This is a genomic window from Rhizobium sp. CC1099, from assembly GCF_029714385.1.
Lineage (GTDB): Bacteria > Pseudomonadota > Alphaproteobacteria > Rhizobiales > Rhizobiaceae > Rhizobium.
Genome location: NZ_CP121643.1, coordinates 264,335 through 279,682, shown reverse-complemented (window position 1 = coordinate 279,682; position 15,348 = coordinate 264,335). Strand labels below are relative to the sequence as shown.

The 15,348-nt window shown below is 57.6% G+C and carries 12 protein-coding genes and 1 pseudogene; 6 read left to right on the top strand and 7 right to left on the bottom strand.

Annotation, left to right across the window (positions count from 1 at the left end):
* Positions 1-241: 241 nt before the first annotated feature.
* The 4 genes from QA644_RS34710 to QA644_RS34695 form a co-directional block, all read right to left on the bottom strand.
* Positions 242-1,450 carry a beta-ketoacyl-[acyl-carrier-protein] synthase family protein gene (locus tag QA644_RS34710; protein ID WP_283074163.1) on the bottom strand — a complete coding sequence of 403 codons (1,209 nt, stop codon included), beginning with the start codon at positions 1,448-1,450 and terminating at the stop codon, positions 242-244.
* Positions 1,451-1,726: an acyl carrier protein gene (locus QA644_RS34705; RefSeq protein WP_283074162.1), complete on the bottom strand. Its 276-nt coding sequence runs from the start codon at positions 1,724-1,726 to the stop codon at positions 1,451-1,453. It abuts the gene before it with no gap.
* An 88-nt stretch (positions 1,727-1,814) separates the two neighbouring features.
* On the bottom strand, positions 1,815-3,656 hold the full coding sequence (locus QA644_RS34700; RefSeq protein ID WP_283074161.1) for an acyltransferase family protein: 1,842 nt from the start codon (positions 3,654-3,656) through the stop codon (positions 1,815-1,817).
* Positions 3,657-3,948: 292 nt separating this feature from the next.
* On the bottom strand, positions 3,949-4,539 hold the full coding sequence (locus tag QA644_RS34695) for a NodA family N-acyltransferase (protein ID WP_283074160.1): 591 nt from the start codon (positions 4,537-4,539) through the stop codon (positions 3,949-3,951).
* Positions 4,540-4,848: 309 nt separating this feature from the next.
* On the opposite strand from QA644_RS34695, the gene QA644_RS34690 reads away from it, so the two are divergent.
* Complete coding sequence (locus QA644_RS34690; RefSeq protein ID WP_283074159.1) at positions 4,849-5,793, top strand: LysR family transcriptional regulator; 945 nt, start codon at positions 4,849-4,851, stop codon at positions 5,791-5,793.
* 12 nt (positions 5,794-5,805) lie between these two features.
* Here the strand turns inward: QA644_RS34690 and QA644_RS34685 are convergent, their stop codons facing one another.
* Complete coding sequence (locus tag QA644_RS34685; protein WP_283074158.1) at positions 5,806-6,762, bottom strand: patatin-like phospholipase family protein; 957 nt, start codon at positions 6,760-6,762, stop codon at positions 5,806-5,808.
* Positions 6,763-7,827: 1,065 nt separating this feature from the next.
* Here QA644_RS34685 and QA644_RS34680 point away from each other — a divergent pair.
* Together QA644_RS34680 and QA644_RS34675 are read left to right on the top strand one after the other, a co-directional pair.
* Entirely contained in the window at positions 7,828-9,222 is a 1,395-nt protein-coding gene (locus tag QA644_RS34680) for a pitrilysin family protein (protein ID WP_283074353.1), read from the top strand.
* Positions 9,219-10,562: a pitrilysin family protein gene (locus QA644_RS34675; RefSeq protein ID WP_283074157.1), complete on the top strand. Its 1,344-nt coding sequence runs from the start codon at positions 9,219-9,221 to the stop codon at positions 10,560-10,562. Before QA644_RS34680 ends, QA644_RS34675 begins: the two co-directional genes overlap by 4 nt.
* Before the next feature lie 340 nt (positions 10,563-10,902).
* Here QA644_RS34675 and QA644_RS35315 read toward each other — a convergent pair.
* Positions 10,903-10,995 (bottom strand): annotated as a pseudogene (locus QA644_RS35315) (ATP-binding protein); the annotation flags it as partial.
* 51 nt (positions 10,996-11,046) lie between these two features.
* Entirely contained in the window at positions 11,047-12,048 is a 1,002-nt protein-coding gene (gene nodD2 / locus QA644_RS34670) for a transcriptional regulator NodD2 (protein ID WP_283074352.1), read from the bottom strand.
* 125 nt (positions 12,049-12,173) lie between these two features.
* Here nodD2 and QA644_RS34665 point away from each other — a divergent pair, with 125 nt between their 5' ends.
* From QA644_RS34665 to QA644_RS34655, 3 genes are all read left to right on the top strand, one after another.
* Entirely contained in the window at positions 12,174-12,458 is a 285-nt protein-coding gene (locus QA644_RS34665; RefSeq protein WP_283074156.1) for a hypothetical protein, read from the top strand.
* A gap of 368 nt (positions 12,459-12,826) precedes the next feature.
* The gene (locus QA644_RS34660) at positions 12,827-13,678 is read left to right on the top strand and encodes a sterol desaturase family protein (protein WP_283074155.1); all 852 of its coding nucleotides are present in this window, start codon (positions 12,827-12,829) and stop codon (positions 13,676-13,678) included.
* 691 nt (positions 13,679-14,369) lie between these two features.
* Positions 14,370-15,314: an IS110 family transposase gene (locus tag QA644_RS34655; RefSeq protein WP_283074154.1), complete on the top strand. Its 945-nt coding sequence runs from the start codon at positions 14,370-14,372 to the stop codon at positions 15,312-15,314.
* Positions 15,315-15,348: the final 34 nt, after the last annotated feature.

Below are 15,348 nucleotides of genomic sequence, written 5' to 3'. Positions count from 1 at the left end.
CCTGCAGTTGCAAAAATCCGGACCAACCCACCAAGGCGCTAATCTGGAAACCGGCAATGAAGCCGTGGAAACCGTTCGGGAAGAAGCCGTCAAGAGATGCGAGAGCGATGCCGTGCTTCCGTCAGGAAGTGTGAAGGCATGGCCCAAATCGCCCGGCCATGCGCGGCAGCCATCGGTCGGTTTACCAGGATTGGAGTTAAGCATGGCATATTAAAAGTCAGACGGTGAAGCGTCTGTCCTGCTATACCTGCTTGAATGCCACAACTGCGTTCGTGCCGCCCATGGCGAAGGCGTTGCTCAGCGCAACGCGCACCTTGCGCTCGCGCGGCACATTGGGAGTAACGTCGAGATCGCAATCGGGATCTGGCTCACGATAATTTGCGGTCGGCGGCACGAGGCCCTCGCGGATCGCCATCACACAGGCGATCATTTCGAGCGCGCTTGCTGCGCCGAGGCAATGCGCGTGAACGGACTTGGTGGAAGAGACGGACATCGAATGGGCATGATGACGGAAGACGCGCTTGATCGCCGCAGTTTCGATCTGATCGTTGGCCCTGGTGGCAGTGCCATGCGCGTTTAGGTAGTCCACATCCTCGGCATTCAGCCCGGCATCAAAAAGGCAGGCGCGCATCGCTGCCTCCGGGCCTTCGACGGCAGGCGCGACGATGTCGAACGCATCAGCGGAGAGGCCAGCACCGGCGATCTCAGCAAGAATTGTGGCACCGCGCCCTGCGGCGTGCTCATAGCTTTCCAGCACGGCCATTCCCGCCCCCTCACCCAACACTACCCCCTTTCTGTCGGCCGAGAAGGGCCGGCAGGTATCCGGTGAAAGTACGCGCAGTGCTTCCCATGACTTCAGCACGCCCCACACAAGCGGCGCATCGCTGCCGCCGGCGAGCATTACGTCGGCACGGCCAAGTCTAATCTGATCCACCGCCGAAGCGATCGCATGGTTGGCCGAGGCACAAGCGGACGTGACGCCGAAGACCGGCCCGCGCAAGCCGAGGCTCATGCTGACCTGAGCGCAAGCCGCACTCGGCATAACCTTAGGTGCAGTGAGGATGGCAGCGCGCTTCGCGCCGTTCAAAAGCATAGCACGGTAGTTTTCTTCAATCGCATCCCAGCCACAGACGCCGACGCCCACTGTTGCGCCGATGCGATAGGTGTTTCCTCCATCAATGGAGAGTTCGGCCTGTCTTGCGGCTTCGCGTGCGGCAATCACCGCGAGCAAGCTGAAGCGGTCCATGGAGACTGATTGCTTGCGGTTAATGTCATGCTCCGGCAACGCCTTGATCTCGGCGCCGATCATGCCTTTCAACTCATGAAGTTCTGAATTGGCGATGGGTCCGATAGCGGAACGTCCTTCACGCATTGCTTTCCAGATGGAGGCGGCGTCGGTTCCTAGCCCGCACAGCCCGCCAATTCCGGTAATGACGACACGCCTTTCCATTCAAACCTCCTTAGCGGCCAAGCCGCGGACGGCTTCAACCAGATCGCCGACACTCTGGAGATTTGACCAGTCATCGACTGTGCTAACCTCGATCCTGATGCCGTAGGCCTCCTCTATCTCCCAGAGGATATCTGCCAGTCCCAATGAATCGATCCCCAGCGACGTCAGTTCGGTTGCAGCTGTTATTTCGTCATGGCCCAAGGCGGAATCAGCGCCGTTAGATGCGGCGCTTTTCTTGATCATGGCGATGACGTTATCTGCGATTTGATCTGGCATCTTGTCTCCTATCGGTTTTTGTTTCGGCGCCAGGGTGCGCACTACATTCCCTCGTCACTGGAAGGGGATTTCCATTTGCCAACATGCTTTAACGAGCAGCCCTGATGCCGTCGATCTCGGTCCTGCATGTTGTGTCGTCGCAGAGAAAGTCGTGGTAAGAAACAACCTCTACGCCAGCCTTCAAGGCCACTTGGTTCAACAGCTCGAGAGTGCGGGATCGGAACCGGCGGTAGTCGCTGACATATATTTTACAGTCGCTGTAGCGCCCGAGAATAACGCTTCCCCGTGCCTTTCGCTCAAGGCAATCGCCGATATCGAAACTTGCGACTGGCGGAGGAGCAACAACAACCACTTGCTTGCCCAGGGAGCGAACGGCTTCGACGAGAGCCTTGATGCCCTCGACGGCTATATCCAGAGAAGCGTCAACCTCCGTGAAAGTATCATTGTTCCTCTTAAGCAGCACAAATTCGCTCGATACAGGGGCATCAAAAGGGCTTGAAATGGCAACCGTCCTGATCTCCGGTCGATTTTTCAGGGTAGCCAAAACACCGTCATTGAAACGAATACAGTCCTCGCCGAAGGCATGGGAATAGGGCGACGCTGACGCCTTCGAGAATGCAGCAATGCCAATGGCGGGGAAGCATCCGCTCATCGTGAGCTGAGCCAGTCCGGCTTCTCCGACTGTCGTGGCCAAGCCGGGAACCAGTGCCATGGCAAATGAATCGCCCCAGACTAGCAATTCGGGTCTGTTTGTTGTCTGGCAGTTCTTCGGGATTTCCTGAGGAGGCGATCCGGGGCTGAAATCACATGCTCTTCCCAGGCCGAAGTTGATCCGCCGGATCTTCGCAAAGTCAACGGTGCTGTCGGTTGTGGCGATAGCGACTGAGGGCGAGAAGCCAAGAAGAACCGATGCCCCAACGAGTCCTGAGGCAAGCCGTATGCGAGACATAACGTGCCCCCGCCGGAATGGCTCCTCCACGAAATGGTAAAGAGCCCAGCTCGCAACAAATGAGAAAGCAACTGCCGCATAGATCGCAGGGGCAGGAGGCTCTGCCATCCAAACCGCTCTCACGTAGACAAGCATGGGCCAGTGGATCAGATAGAGCGAGTAGGAGACGTCACCTACCCTTGCCATGCCTCGAACCGCCAGATTATCCCTGCTGGGCGCAAGCAAGAGGATCAGGCTTGCCAAACAAACCAAAGCGGCATCCACTACGGGATGTGCGAAACCCATAGGGGCGACGATGATAAATGCGAGCGCCGGGAGGCGCAGCTTCGCAAGCCTGGCAGTCACGAGTGAGGTGGTGGGAAGCAAGGCTCCGAATGAACCAATGGCCATTTCCCAAAATCGGGTCGGCAGAAGATAAAATGCAGCGGATGGGTCACGAGGGACCACATATCGACATAGAACTAGGCTGGCAACGAGGAGCGAACTAACGCCTGTCAGCCACCATCTCCGGGGAACCAAGGCCAAGAAGGCCGGCAGCAGCAGATAACCCTGCTCTTCGACAGCAAGCGACCAAAAATGCAGGAGGGGCTTCGTTTCGGCGGCTCCGCCGAAATAGTCCTCCTGGAACCAGAAAACGATATTGCCGGAAAAAGAGAGCGCCCCGTAGACTTGATTTTGGAACTCCCGCAGGCCCACGTCTGACAGGAAAAAAGGCGCAGCGATCGTCGTAAGCGCAATGACGACATAGGCGGCCGGCAACAGGCGCTTCGCACGCCGATAATAGAATTCCGAAAAGCTGAACCGCGATTGCTCAAGCTGCGTCCTGATCAGATTAGTGATCAGAAAGCCCGAAATCACGAAAAAAATATCCACCCCAAGATAACCCGCTGCGAAGGGTCCAATATGTGCGTGGTAAAGGACAACCAGCACAACAGCCAACCCCCGCAGAGCTTGGATATCAGTTCGAAATTCTCGCGGCATTAGCTGGACCTATGATTTTTCGATTGGCTGGATTGACTGAGGGCTCCGCCGCAGGGTGGCAGCTAGAGCTGCCCTGCAGCCAGGATGCAAAGTTCGCGCCCTTGAGCAGCCTGCCGTTGGATTAAGTTCGGCTGGTCTGCCCGGACCTGCCGATGCCGAAAAAATCAGCATCTGGTGTGGGCAGCACGTCGAGGATTTCCGGTGTGCGATATGGCGCGATCGTCAATAAACGCTGCCTAGTCGGCGCCATCGGTGCACTCACCGTGCACTTCGAAGGTGCAATCAAGGTCAGTCATAGCTCCGGTCCGTTTCGATCAATTATTTCACCTGTGGGCCAGTCGGAGATCGGCCGTCCAACTGGCAGAACGATGACAAGTGCGTCATCGATGCGCGTGGGCGGCTTATCGAGACGCGGCTCTGGTAGGGTGGACTGTGTGAGAATGTCCGACAAAACGGTCACCGGCCCATGTCGGCCGAACCATGCAATATGTTTCCGTAGCTCGTGGCGAACGGTGCCAAAAGCAAATGGGACGCCGAGCTCCTGCAGTGTTGGAAGCATGACACGGATTGAATGGCTGATGCCGAGCCTTTCAAGATCGGCACGCACCCCGTACAATCCCAGCTCAGCCACCAACAGATCGACTGTGCCAACCTTTATAAAACGGCGCAGCAATCCCATATGAGCCGCTACACCATTAGAGTCATAACCGATTGCCCGAAGCTCAGGCCTGGCTCCGGCCCAACTTCGACTACCTTCGAACGGCTTTGCATTAAAGGCCCCAGTCGGCCCATAGGTTTTGCGAAAGAACTCGGCGAGTTCTACATGGTCAGCGAGTTCCAACTCGTTTTCCCAGCACAGCTTCCACCGCACCTCAGAGCACATGCCGACCTCCTTATTTTTGCTGTTTTCCTGAGGCACCAGATCACACAATCGAAGCAGCGGGTGATTGTGAACGTCCAGAGGCTGTCGTCAGTCATCGTGATGCTAGCCCATTGAGGTGGCAGAACCATTGTGAGCGCCGCGTTTCCGATATGATATGCGCTCTAACAACTTGCTACCTCCTGCACCGCTCGTAATAGGCGGTCGATGTACTTGATTTTGATCAATTGATGTTCTTCTAATGGCATCCCGTTTAATTCGTAAAATCGATTGTTTGGATGGTATACATCCACACCATGAATGAAGGAAAATATGCGTTTCAAGGGCCTTGACCTCAATCTCCTCGTGGCGCTCGATGCGCTGATGACCGAGCGTAACCTCACGGCGGCGGCACGCAGCATCAACTTAAGCCAGCCGGCCATGAGCGCGGCCGTCGCCCGGTTACGCGCCTATTTCTGCGATGAGCTGTTTACGATGAATGGCCGAGAACTTGTCCCAACGCCGCGTGCGGAAGAGCTCGCCTCGGCAGCTCGCGAGACACTGCTGCACATCCAGCTCTCCATTATTTCCTGGGAGCCATTTAATCCCTTCCAATCAGATCGCCGCTTCAGGATCATCCTTTCGGATTTCGTCACCCTCACGTTTTTTGAAAAGGTCGTGAAGCGTGTGGCGCGAGAAGCTCCCGCCGTCAGCTTCGAATTTCTGCCGCTTGCCGACGACCACGAGGAGCTTCTCCGGCGCGGTGACGTCGATTTTCTCATTCTGCCGGAATTGTTTATGTCGAACGCGCATCCTCGAGCGAGACTGTTCGACGAGACACTCGTTTGCATAGGCTGCCATACGAACCAGCAGCTATCACAGCCGCTTACATTCGAGAGATACATGTCGATCGGGCATGTTGCGGCAAAATTCGGAAATGCGCGGAGGCCCTCCATCGAGGAATGGTATTTGCTCGAGCACGGTTTCACGAGACGTGTTGAAGTCGTCGTACAGGGCTTTAGCATGATTCCACCAATGGTGTCGGGTACCGACCGTATAGGGACCATGCCCTTACGGCTAGCGCAGCATTTCGCGAAAACAATACCCCTGCAGATCGTCGAGCTTCCCCTGCCAGTTCCTGCGTTCACTGAGGCCGTTCAATGGCCTGCACTTCACAATGGTGATCCGGCAAGCCTCTGGGTGCGGGGGATCTTATCGCAGGAGGCGTCGCGCATGGTTTCGCCGCGTGACCTCGGCGCAGGGCCTCAGGTGATCTAGGCTAAGCTGAGTCTAGCGTGGCCATAGCGATCCGCCCTCGAAGAACCAAGGTGCGCGTTCCTGCCCCATCCGCAGGAGCCGCTCGATCATCGGGCTGGAGCGGTCCAGCTTTGAGGGATAGTCTAGGTCATCTTCGAGTTCGACGACGCGGATGTTGATAGGCTGGTAGCGTTCGCGAAGTGAAGGATGCTGGGCGAGCAGCTCATTGATTTTCGTAATGAAGAACAACTCCTGACTGAGTGCCAGGTTGGCAGATAGCTCATTCCGACGGTCGATAATCTCCGGCATTGCCCGTGGCTCGCGTTTCCGCTGCTGCGGGTTGATCTGCACCACCCAGATTTCGTCTGGCGGCTCCGGCAAGTCGGTGAATTCGCGCACAGGTGGATTGCGGCTGAAGAGCCCATCCCAGAAGAGAGTGCCGTGAGCCTGCACGGCACGGAAGAGCGGGGGAACCGCAGCCGATGCGATCAGTTCATCATACGTCAAGCTCTCGCCCTCAAACGCCACCCCGAGGCCGTGAATGATGTCCGTAGCCCCGATCAAAAGCTTGGGACTCGCGCGACGATGGGGCTCGCTCGGCAATGACGCAAGGTCGAGGTGACGAGTAAGAAGGCCGCGCAACCGCGGCTCGGCTATAGGACTATAGAGATAAGGGCTGACCTCGGCGCTGACTGGGAGGCGTGCCGACGACACTGCCCAAAAATTAGCGACCGCATCAAGAATGTCATTCACCTCAAGGTCGCGCCAAAAGTCAATCAAGCGGCGCCTAGCCTCGTCCGCCCCACCGCGGATCAGCCCGGACCACACCAAGGCAGCGCATATGGCGCCGCCCGACGTCCCACTCAAGGCAATGAGCTGATAGCGATCACGAAACTCGGGCGCCAGTAAGGCGCTCAACACACCGGCCGCAAACGCAGCGTGGCTTCCGCCCCCTTGGCAGGCTATCGCGATTTTGGGAGCCAGCGACATGAAGAAACACAACCCTCGGGAAGTAATTACGTGACCGCGACAGTAGCAGCGGTGCCCGTCGAAGACTAGATCAGAACCCATTCAAATCTGACATCCTATTCGGCGACCCTTCCGCGGACGGAATCGCAAATAGGATGTCTTCGTTGGTGGTGCGAGCTGTCAAAGACATACCTCGATCAAACCGTGGGTGGATTATGGAGATAAGCTCGTTCGTAGCGGATGGATGCCATAGACCTGCATCGAGAGGCCAAGCAGAGGGTGCCGCAGGTCGGTGTCATCGCTGTGGACGGCGGTCCAGTTTTGGCGAACCGACGTGCAACGGGTCAATGTCGCTTGGCATTGTCCGGTGTACGACAATTTCGGACATGCGAGACAGCCGGTTCGATCGATTACGTTGTATCAAAAGAGTTTTTCCTTTGGCACGCATATTGCGTCCAGGCATTTGCAGACGCGGAACGGACCAACGAAATTGTGGGGAGATCTCGAAATGTTAGCGCAATGCTTTCTGCCGGGGCCGACGTCCGCTCGGCCTACTACAGGACGTTCCAGTTGCAGAAGAAGTAGTCGAGCCGAGGCTGCACAAGCGCTTTTGCCGCGGTTGTCCTCGTGCGGATGCCAACTCCGCAATCGGTCCAATCCGGCTAGTCCATGGATATTCGCAAACGAACTGTCATCGTGGCGACGCTCAACGCTGCTGCAACACGGTCAGCGCTTTAAAGCTCGCGCTATTCGTTCAGGGGGAATCGGGACCGGCAACAGCTCAGGCGCTGGCGAACGCGCCGAGTGTTACGCATCCGCCGCCAGCACCGACCGGTTTCGAGCGTGCACTCACGGCCAACGCCGCCATGGCCTGCTTACCGTCAATGTCCCAGAGGTGCCGTTCTGGCTGAATGGGGACGACACATTCTACCGCCGGACCACCCATGGCGAGCAGCGGTTCATGCTGGTCGATGTCGCCACCGGCGTGCGGCTCGCCGTTGATCAGGCCCGCCTAGCTGCGGTGCTAAATAAGGCGAGCCACAAGAAATATCGGCCCTAGAATCCTGCCTTTAGGGAGACAAAATGATGCATGTTGGAATGGTTTCGCGTATCCGCGCATTTGCGCTGAGCATGGTTGCGCTGCAAACTCTGATGACCTGGGAAGCGGCGGCTGTCGAGCCCCCGCGAGGCGAATCCGAGATCGGAAATTTCCTGCTGAGCAACGGCATGGAGGTGGTCATCATACCCGATCACCGGACGCCGACCGTCACGCACATGGTCTGGTACAAGGTCGGCAACGCCGATGAGCCACCCGGCAAATCCGGCATCGCTCATTTCCTGGAGCATCTGATGTTCAAGGGCACGAAGAACCACCCGGCCGGCGAGTTTGACGCAAAGATCTCAGAGATCGGCGGCAAGCAGAACGCCTTCACGTCGTCCGACTACACCGCCTACTATCAGACGGTCACGCCCGAGGCGCTCGGGACGATGATGGAATTCGAAGCTGACCGGATGCGCCATCTCGTACTCACCGACGCGGTGATCGCGCCGGAGCGCGATGTCATTCTCGAAGAGCGGCGCTCTCGCGTCGAGGATAATCCCGAGGCGCTTCTCGACGAGGAGATGCGGGCGACCCTCTATCAGAACCATCCTTACCGCATCCCGGTCATCGGCTGGATGCACGAGATGGAACAGCTCAATCGTGGGGACGCCGTAGCGTTCTATGATCGCTACTATGCCCCGAACAACGCCATACTGGTCGTGGCAGGCGACGTGGACGCCGCGACGGTGTCGTGGCTAGCGGAGAAGATCTACGGAGCCGTACCGCGCGGCCGGGACCTGCCGCAGCGGGTGAGGCCGCAGGAGCCGGAGCAGAACACCAAGCGGACGGTCGTGCTCACCGACCCGCGCGTGACCGTGCCGAGCTTCCAGAAGTCCTGGGTGGCGCCTTCCTACAGAATAACCGAGCCGGGCGAAGCGGAAGCCCTCGATCTTCTGTCGGAAATTCTCGGCGGAGGAACGCTCAGCCGGATCTATCAGGAATTGGTGGTGAAACAGGGAATAGCCTCCGGGGCCGGCGCCTATTTCGACGGAAGATCGCTCGATGCGTCGAGCTTCACGATTTATGGCTCGCCGCGGGGCGAGGCAAAGATCGAGGCGGTGGAAGACGCGATCGACGCTGAAGTTCGGAAATTCATCGACGCCGGCGTTACCGATGTCGAGCTCGAGAAGGCCAAGAACCGCTTGGTCCGCTCGATGATCTTCGCACGCGACAGCCGGGCGGATATGGCCCACATCTACGGGGAAGCGCTTGCGACCGGCAGTACTGTTTACGACTTAAAGCAATGGCCGTTGAGGGTCCGCGCTGTAACGGCGACGGAGGTGCAGGCGGTTGCCAGGAAATATCTTAATTCGGACCGCTCGGTAACGGGATATCTGCTGCCGCGGGAAAGCGCGACCTCAGGAGATAAAAGCCAATGACGATGTTCAACCGCCTGCCGATCGGGGCCACCAAGCCACTGCTGGTCGTGCTCGTATTGCTGGGTCTTGCCGCAATGCCGGCGCGGGCGGCCATGGCCATCCAGGAAGTCAAGGGTTCGAGCGGGATCAAGGCGTGGCTGGCGGAAGACTATTCGCTGCCGATCGTCACCATTCGTTTCGCGTTCCGGGGCGGCAGCACGCAGGATCCTTCCGGTAACGAAGGCCTTGTCAATCTCATGACCCAATTGTTCGACGAAGGGGCCGGCGACCTTGACAGCGAAGCCTTCCAGGAGCAGCTAGACGATGCTGGCGCCGAGATGCGGTTCAACGCCGGGCGCGATGCGCTCTACGGCTCCATGCGCGTGGTCGCCGATCAGAAGGATGTTGCGTTCGATCTTCTCCGGCTGGCCGTCGAGCAGCCGCGCTTCGACCAAGCGCCCGTGGATCGCATCCGCGCGCAGATCGTCTCCGGCATCATGGCGGAAGCCAAGGATCCGGAGGCGGTCGCACAGGTCGCATGGAGGAAAGCGCTCTATGGCGATCATCCTTATTCCCGGCGAGACGAGGGCACCGAGCAAACCCTCGCCGCTGTCTCGACCTCCGATCTGAAGGCGCTTCATAAGCGGCTTTTCGCGCGCAGCAACCTTGCCATCGCCGTGGCGGGAGCGATCGATGCCAGCGCACTCAAGCGCGATCTGGATCGGATATTCGGCGGATTGCCTGCCGAACCGTCGCTGATGCCGATCGCCGACACCGCGCCGAAGCTGGCGCAGGAAATTCGCGTCCCCTATGATTTACCTCAGAGCCGGCTGCGCCTGGCCTATTCCGCGATCAGCGACAAAGAGCCGCAGTTCTTCGCAGCCTATCTGATGAACCACATCCTCGGCGGAGGAGCGTTCACTTCCAGGCTCTGGAACGAGGTGCGCGAGAAGCGTGGGCTCGCCTACGGCATCGGATCTACCTTGGTGAACAACGACCATGCCTCGGCGCTCGTGATCGACACGGGGACCCGCCCGGATCGGGCCGCAGAGACGCTCGCCCTCATTCGCGCCGAGGCGAGGCGGATGGCGGCGGAGGGCGTCAGCCAGGAGGAGCTCGAAGCGGCGAAGAAAAACGTGATCGGCGGTTACGCGATCGACAATCTCAACTCATCCAGCGCGATCGCCAACACTCTGGTCGGAATCCAGATGAAAGATCTCGGCATCGACTATATCGCGCGGCGGAAACAGCTGATCGAGGCGGTAACCGTTGAGGATGTCCGGTCGGTCGCGAGACAGCTTCTCTCCGCCGACCCCGCCGTGATGATCGTCGGACCGCCGCTCAAGGAAAGGAAAGAATGATGGCACAAAGGGTAAGCACGCCCGTCTTGCGGCAGCCGAGGCGACCTTCTGCGTAACTGCTCGCTAGAGCAAAAGATCGGAGCCGGGAGTTCTTCTACACGAGCGCACGCACATGTCGCCGAGCTATACCCCTCGGAGGATACGACCGGCACAGGTGATCGCGCACTTACGGCCGGAACGGTGACATCGCTGCGACATTCAACTCCCAAAGGTGAATTGAGGCGATGCGCGGCGTAGACGCCGACGCGCTGCTTCCGGCGACTGGCCTGCTCTTCCGCGGCAGCAGCGTTTACTTCCGGACGTGGGTTCGCTGCGATCGGTCGATTTCGCCCCTCTACCAGCTGAACGGTAGATAGCCGAGTTCATCGAGGACCATGAGATCGGAATGGACAATCCGATTGGTGATTTGGCCGGAGGGCCTCTGCGCGTTTTCTGCCCGAGCGCTGGTTCGAACACTCCATGAGAGCATGTATGGATGGCCTTTTTATGCCGCTGGCCCCAATGAAGTCAGCGGATAGAAGGTGAGTAGGTCAGCACTCGTGCTGGTCCGGTCGATGAGGGGCTCGGACAGGGCAAAGGGCGATACCATACGGGACGCTTCCTGCAGCAATATCTCCCGCATCCAGATGCTTGCCGGGTGACTGTTGTGAAGGGCAGGCCATTGAACGGCCTCAGTGAACGCAGGAACTGGCAGGGGAAGCTCGACGATCTGCAGGGGTATTGTTCTTGCGAAATGCTGCGCTAGCCGTAAGGGCATGGTCCCTATACGGTCGGTACCCGACACCATTGGTGGAATCATGCTAAAGCCCTGTACGACGACTTCAACACGTCTCGTGAAACCGTGCTCGAGCAAATACCATTCGTCGATGGTGGGCTTCCGCTTATTCCCAAACTTGACCGCAACGTGCCCCGTCGACATGTATTGCTCAAATGTAAATGGTTCTGATAGCTGCTTGTTCGTGTGACAGCCCACACACACGAATCTATCCTCGAACAGTGCTGCGTGAGGATGCTTCGACATGAACACTTCCGGCATAATTAGAAAATCGACATCGCCGCGCCGGACGAGCTCCTCGAAGTCGTCGGCAAGAGGCAGAAATTCGAAGCTGACGGCGGGAGCTTCCCGCGCCACACGCTCCACGACCTTTTCAAAAAATACGAGCGTGACGTAGTCCGAGAGGATGATCCTGAAGCGGCGATCCGACTGAGCCGGGTTAAACGGGTCCCAGGAAATGATGGAGAGCTGGATGTTCAGCAGAGCCTCGCGGACTGCCGAGGCGAGCCCTTCTGCACGCGGCGATGGAACAAGTTCTCGGCCAGCCATTGTAAAGAGATCATCGCGGAAATAGGTGCGCAACCGGGCGACGGCGGCGCTCATGGCCGGCTGGCTCAGGTTGATGCTGCGCGCCGCCGCCGTGAGATTACGCTCGGTCATCAGCGCGTCGAGCGCCACGAGGAGATTTAGGTCAAGGCCCTTGAACCGCATGTCTTCATCTATCCATAACGTGGATGTATGCCATCCAAATTTATCAGCATTGTTCATTAGTAATATATTTTGACATTTCACAGCACGGAGACCGAGTATGGAAACTTTCATTCGCGAATTGCATATTGAACGCGAATTTGAATATGGCGGTGGCGGATTGCGGTCGCGCGGTGTTCGGCCAACGCGGGCGATCCATCCACCTTGCGTCGCGAATAATCTTTGCCGATCTTGCGGTGCAGCGCGGCTCAAACTGGGTGAATGCGCCCGCGGACGATGCTCACGTGGAACTTCGCCCCATATACAAGCCCATCATCCTTGAAATCATAGGGCAACGGCGCCGACTCCTTTCCGTTGCCGAGGAAGACGAAGCACCCGGGTACGAAACTGAAGAAGCGGGTGAAATCCTCTGAGCCCGTTATCCGATTTTGCGGACCGCGATGCTCCCGCGGTTGAACACATCACGCGCAACCGCAGAGGCCTCCTCAACCAACGCCGCGTTGTTCAACAACGGTACGAATTCCTCGTATTCTAACCTCGGCGACGTTATAGGTCCGCCCGTCCCGTCGGCAATCACACGCATCTGGTTCTCGATCTCGGCACTCACATCGCACTGAAAAGGAAAATTGCGTGACGTGGCTATATGCAATTCGTGCTTTCTGCGCGGGCCGCGCTGGAAATTCATACTATTGGACTCGCCCTCGTGACGAAGACGACCGCGGTGATGAGAGTCACTCCGACCTGAGGTTGGCGCATTTTAACAATTCGCCGGAGCAAACAAATGCACGTTCTCGACATTAATCAGATGATCCAATTCTTCGTGAGATCGCTTGAGCTGGTTGTGATCTTCGCCACCTTTTGCGCCGCGCTGGAGCTAACCTTTCCGGCTCATCGATACAGTTTTGCCTCATACGTGCGCGGCGTGCGGAATTGGATTATTCGCCTCGGATGGGGTGCGTTGTTCTGGCACCTCTTCGCTGTGGGTTTGGGCTGGTTAGGGATAAAGCCGCTCGTAACGATCAATTTCGGTACGTTGCTTCACTCTGACAACGCAATCATTAACAATGGATTAGCCGTCCTTTCAGGGATTTTAGTCGCGATTGCCGACGACTTCTTTGTCTACTGGATGCACCGCGCTCAGCATGCTGTTCCATTCCTCTGGCGCCTGCACGCTACTCACCACTCGATCCGCGAATTGACGGCATGGAATTGCAATCATCACGTTTCCGAGCCCCTCATTTACGCAGCGTTAGTAGCACTGCCACTCGCGCTGATCCACTTCGAATCTGGCGTAGTGCCCGTTGTTGCCATGACACTGATTACCTTTCAGGGCCATCTTTCACACTCTAGCACCCGCATCAATCTTGGGCCGCTTCGAGATATCATTGGCGACAATAAGTTCCACCGCATTCACCACTCGATGGAACCGCATCACCGGCACCGAAACTATGGGTTCTTTACAACCATCTGGGATACGGTTTTTCTAACGGCATATTGGCCAAAAGAGAATGAGTGGCCGGAAGTTGGCCTCCGAAACCAGCCCGAGCCGCTCACCGTGCGCGATTACATTATGTTCCCATTCGATCGACGTCGTTGGCGTAGAGGTAAAGTCGGAAGTGGTGTAGAGGCGTAGAGGCTGGGGATTGAACGAGCGGAGATTTGCGCTTCGAATCTGATTGGGTCGCGAAAACACCAAAACAAGCAATCCATTATGGAACAGCTGCCTCAAACCCCAAACAAGCCTCGATTTAAAGTAGCGGATGGAAGGACTGTGGGGTGCAACACAAGCATAAAGTTTCCGTCGGCGGCGCATTACATGCTTTCCTTTGGACTCTCTAACGCTGGAAAGCGCGACACCGTTAAGTTAATGATGCAGCCGTGCGCCGAAACTCACGCGCGCGGCCGGTTCGTTCGCGCGTGCCCGACTGCGTATGCAGATTATGGTCAGGTCTGACCCTAGCCGCCATGAAGCGCTGGATTGCAGGGCATGGCGCTCCACAAGAGGCGATCCGCATAATTCAGGATGGCCCTGCGCTACTGGACCGGGCCCAAGAGGTCCTCAGGCGGACTCACGGTCATGCCAAAGCGGGCAAAGCAGAAGTTCTGAAAAACCCGGCTTATACATTTGAGGCCGGAACATCGTAATGATGTCCCGGCCTCGTTTGTCATTGGGGTGATTGCAACATCCCAATGGCGTTGCGCAAAGCGGTTGGGCCTCCCGGCCTGAACTTTCGTTCGCAAAAAAGCAGAACCCTTTGCGCATTTCGAGGCTTCGTCGAACCGTTGAGAGAGCTTTGCGCTCGCGTATAAGGGAGACCAGCCTCATGACTTATACTAACCGTTTTGTCGGCATCGACATATCGAAATCATCTTTTGACATCTGCCTTCTGCCCGATGAGCAGTCTGCGACCTTTGCCAACACGGCTGCGGGCACTGCCGAAATGATCGCCTTCCTTGCGGCTTTCGATGCTATCAAGCGCCTGGTTCTGGAGCCGACCGGTGGCTATGAGCGTCGTGTCGTGAAAGCGCTGCAGGCAGCGGGCCTGCCTGTCGCGCGTGTCAACGCCAAGCAAATCAGGCAGTTCGCTCGCGCCAGCGGGCAGCTTTCCAAGACCGACAAGATCGACGCCTTCGTTCTGGCCGACTATGGACGGCGCATGGAAACACGCCTGCTTTGTCAGCCCAGCGTCGAGCAAGCCGAGCTGAGCGATCTGGTGTCACGCTACAAGCAATTGTCGCACATGATCGTCCAGGAGAAGAACCGCCGGGAAAAGCTGAACGACCGGACGAGGGATTGGATCGAGCAGACGCTGCAGTTCTTGCTCAGCCAACGGCAGGCCGTGGTGGACGCCATGACGGCCTGTCTTGCATCGGACCCAGAATTGTCAGCCAAAGCCGACGTGCTGATGTCGCTGAAGGGAATCGGCCTGCGCACGGCATGCTTTCTTCTCGCAGGTCTGCCCGAACTGGGGCTGATGGAAAAGGGGCAGATCGCCAAGCTGGTCGGCGTCGCGCCACTCAACCGAGACAGTGGCCTGATGCGAGGCAAGCGCATGATCGCGGGAGGAAGGCAACCAGTTCGAGACGCGCTGTACATCGCCGCTCTGCCAGCCATTCGCTTCGATCCCGCCATGAAGGCCTTTTATACAAATCTCCGAAACAGGGGCAAACCCGCCAAGCTCGCTCTTGTCGCCGTCATGCGAAAGATGATCATCATCACCTTGAACGCAAGGATGCGAGAATACCGCGAAGCGTCCCTTGACGCCTAACACCGTTGCTTTTTCTATCCCGTCGCAGTCAACA

What these genes read in the sequence shown, in the direction of transcription:
- QA644_RS34710 (WP_283074163.1), bottom strand. Translation starts at nt 1,450, where the DNA reads ATGGAAAGGCGTGTCGTCATTACCGGAATTGGCGGGCTGTGCGGGCTA.
- QA644_RS34705 (WP_283074162.1), bottom strand. Translation starts at nt 1,726, where the DNA reads ATGCCAGATCAAATCGCAGATAACGTCATCGCCATGATCAAGAAAAGC.
- QA644_RS34700 (WP_283074161.1), bottom strand. Translation starts at nt 3,656, where the DNA reads ATGCCGCGAGAATTTCGAACTGATATCCAAGCTCTGCGGGGGTTGGCT.
- QA644_RS34695 (WP_283074160.1), bottom strand. Translation starts at nt 4,539, where the DNA reads ATGTGCTCTGAGGTGCGGTGGAAGCTGTGCTGGGAAAACGAGTTGGAA.
- QA644_RS34690 (WP_283074159.1), top strand. Translation starts at nt 4,849, where the DNA reads ATGCGTTTCAAGGGCCTTGACCTCAATCTCCTCGTGGCGCTCGATGCG.
- QA644_RS34685 (WP_283074158.1), bottom strand. Translation starts at nt 6,762, where the DNA reads ATGTCGCTGGCTCCCAAAATCGCGATAGCCTGCCAAGGGGGCGGAAGC.
- QA644_RS34680 (WP_283074353.1), top strand. Translation starts at nt 7,828, where the DNA reads ATGCATGTTGGAATGGTTTCGCGTATCCGCGCATTTGCGCTGAGCATG.
- QA644_RS34675 (WP_283074157.1), top strand. Translation starts at nt 9,219, where the DNA reads ATGACGATGTTCAACCGCCTGCCGATCGGGGCCACCAAGCCACTGCTG.
- nodD2 (WP_283074352.1), bottom strand. Translation starts at nt 12,048, where the DNA reads ATGCGGTTCAAGGGCCTTGACCTAAATCTCCTCGTGGCGCTCGACGCG.
- QA644_RS34660 (WP_283074155.1), top strand. Translation starts at nt 12,827, where the DNA reads ATGCACGTTCTCGACATTAATCAGATGATCCAATTCTTCGTGAGATCG.
- QA644_RS34655 (WP_283074154.1), top strand. Translation starts at nt 14,370, where the DNA reads ATGACTTATACTAACCGTTTTGTCGGCATCGACATATCGAAATCATCT.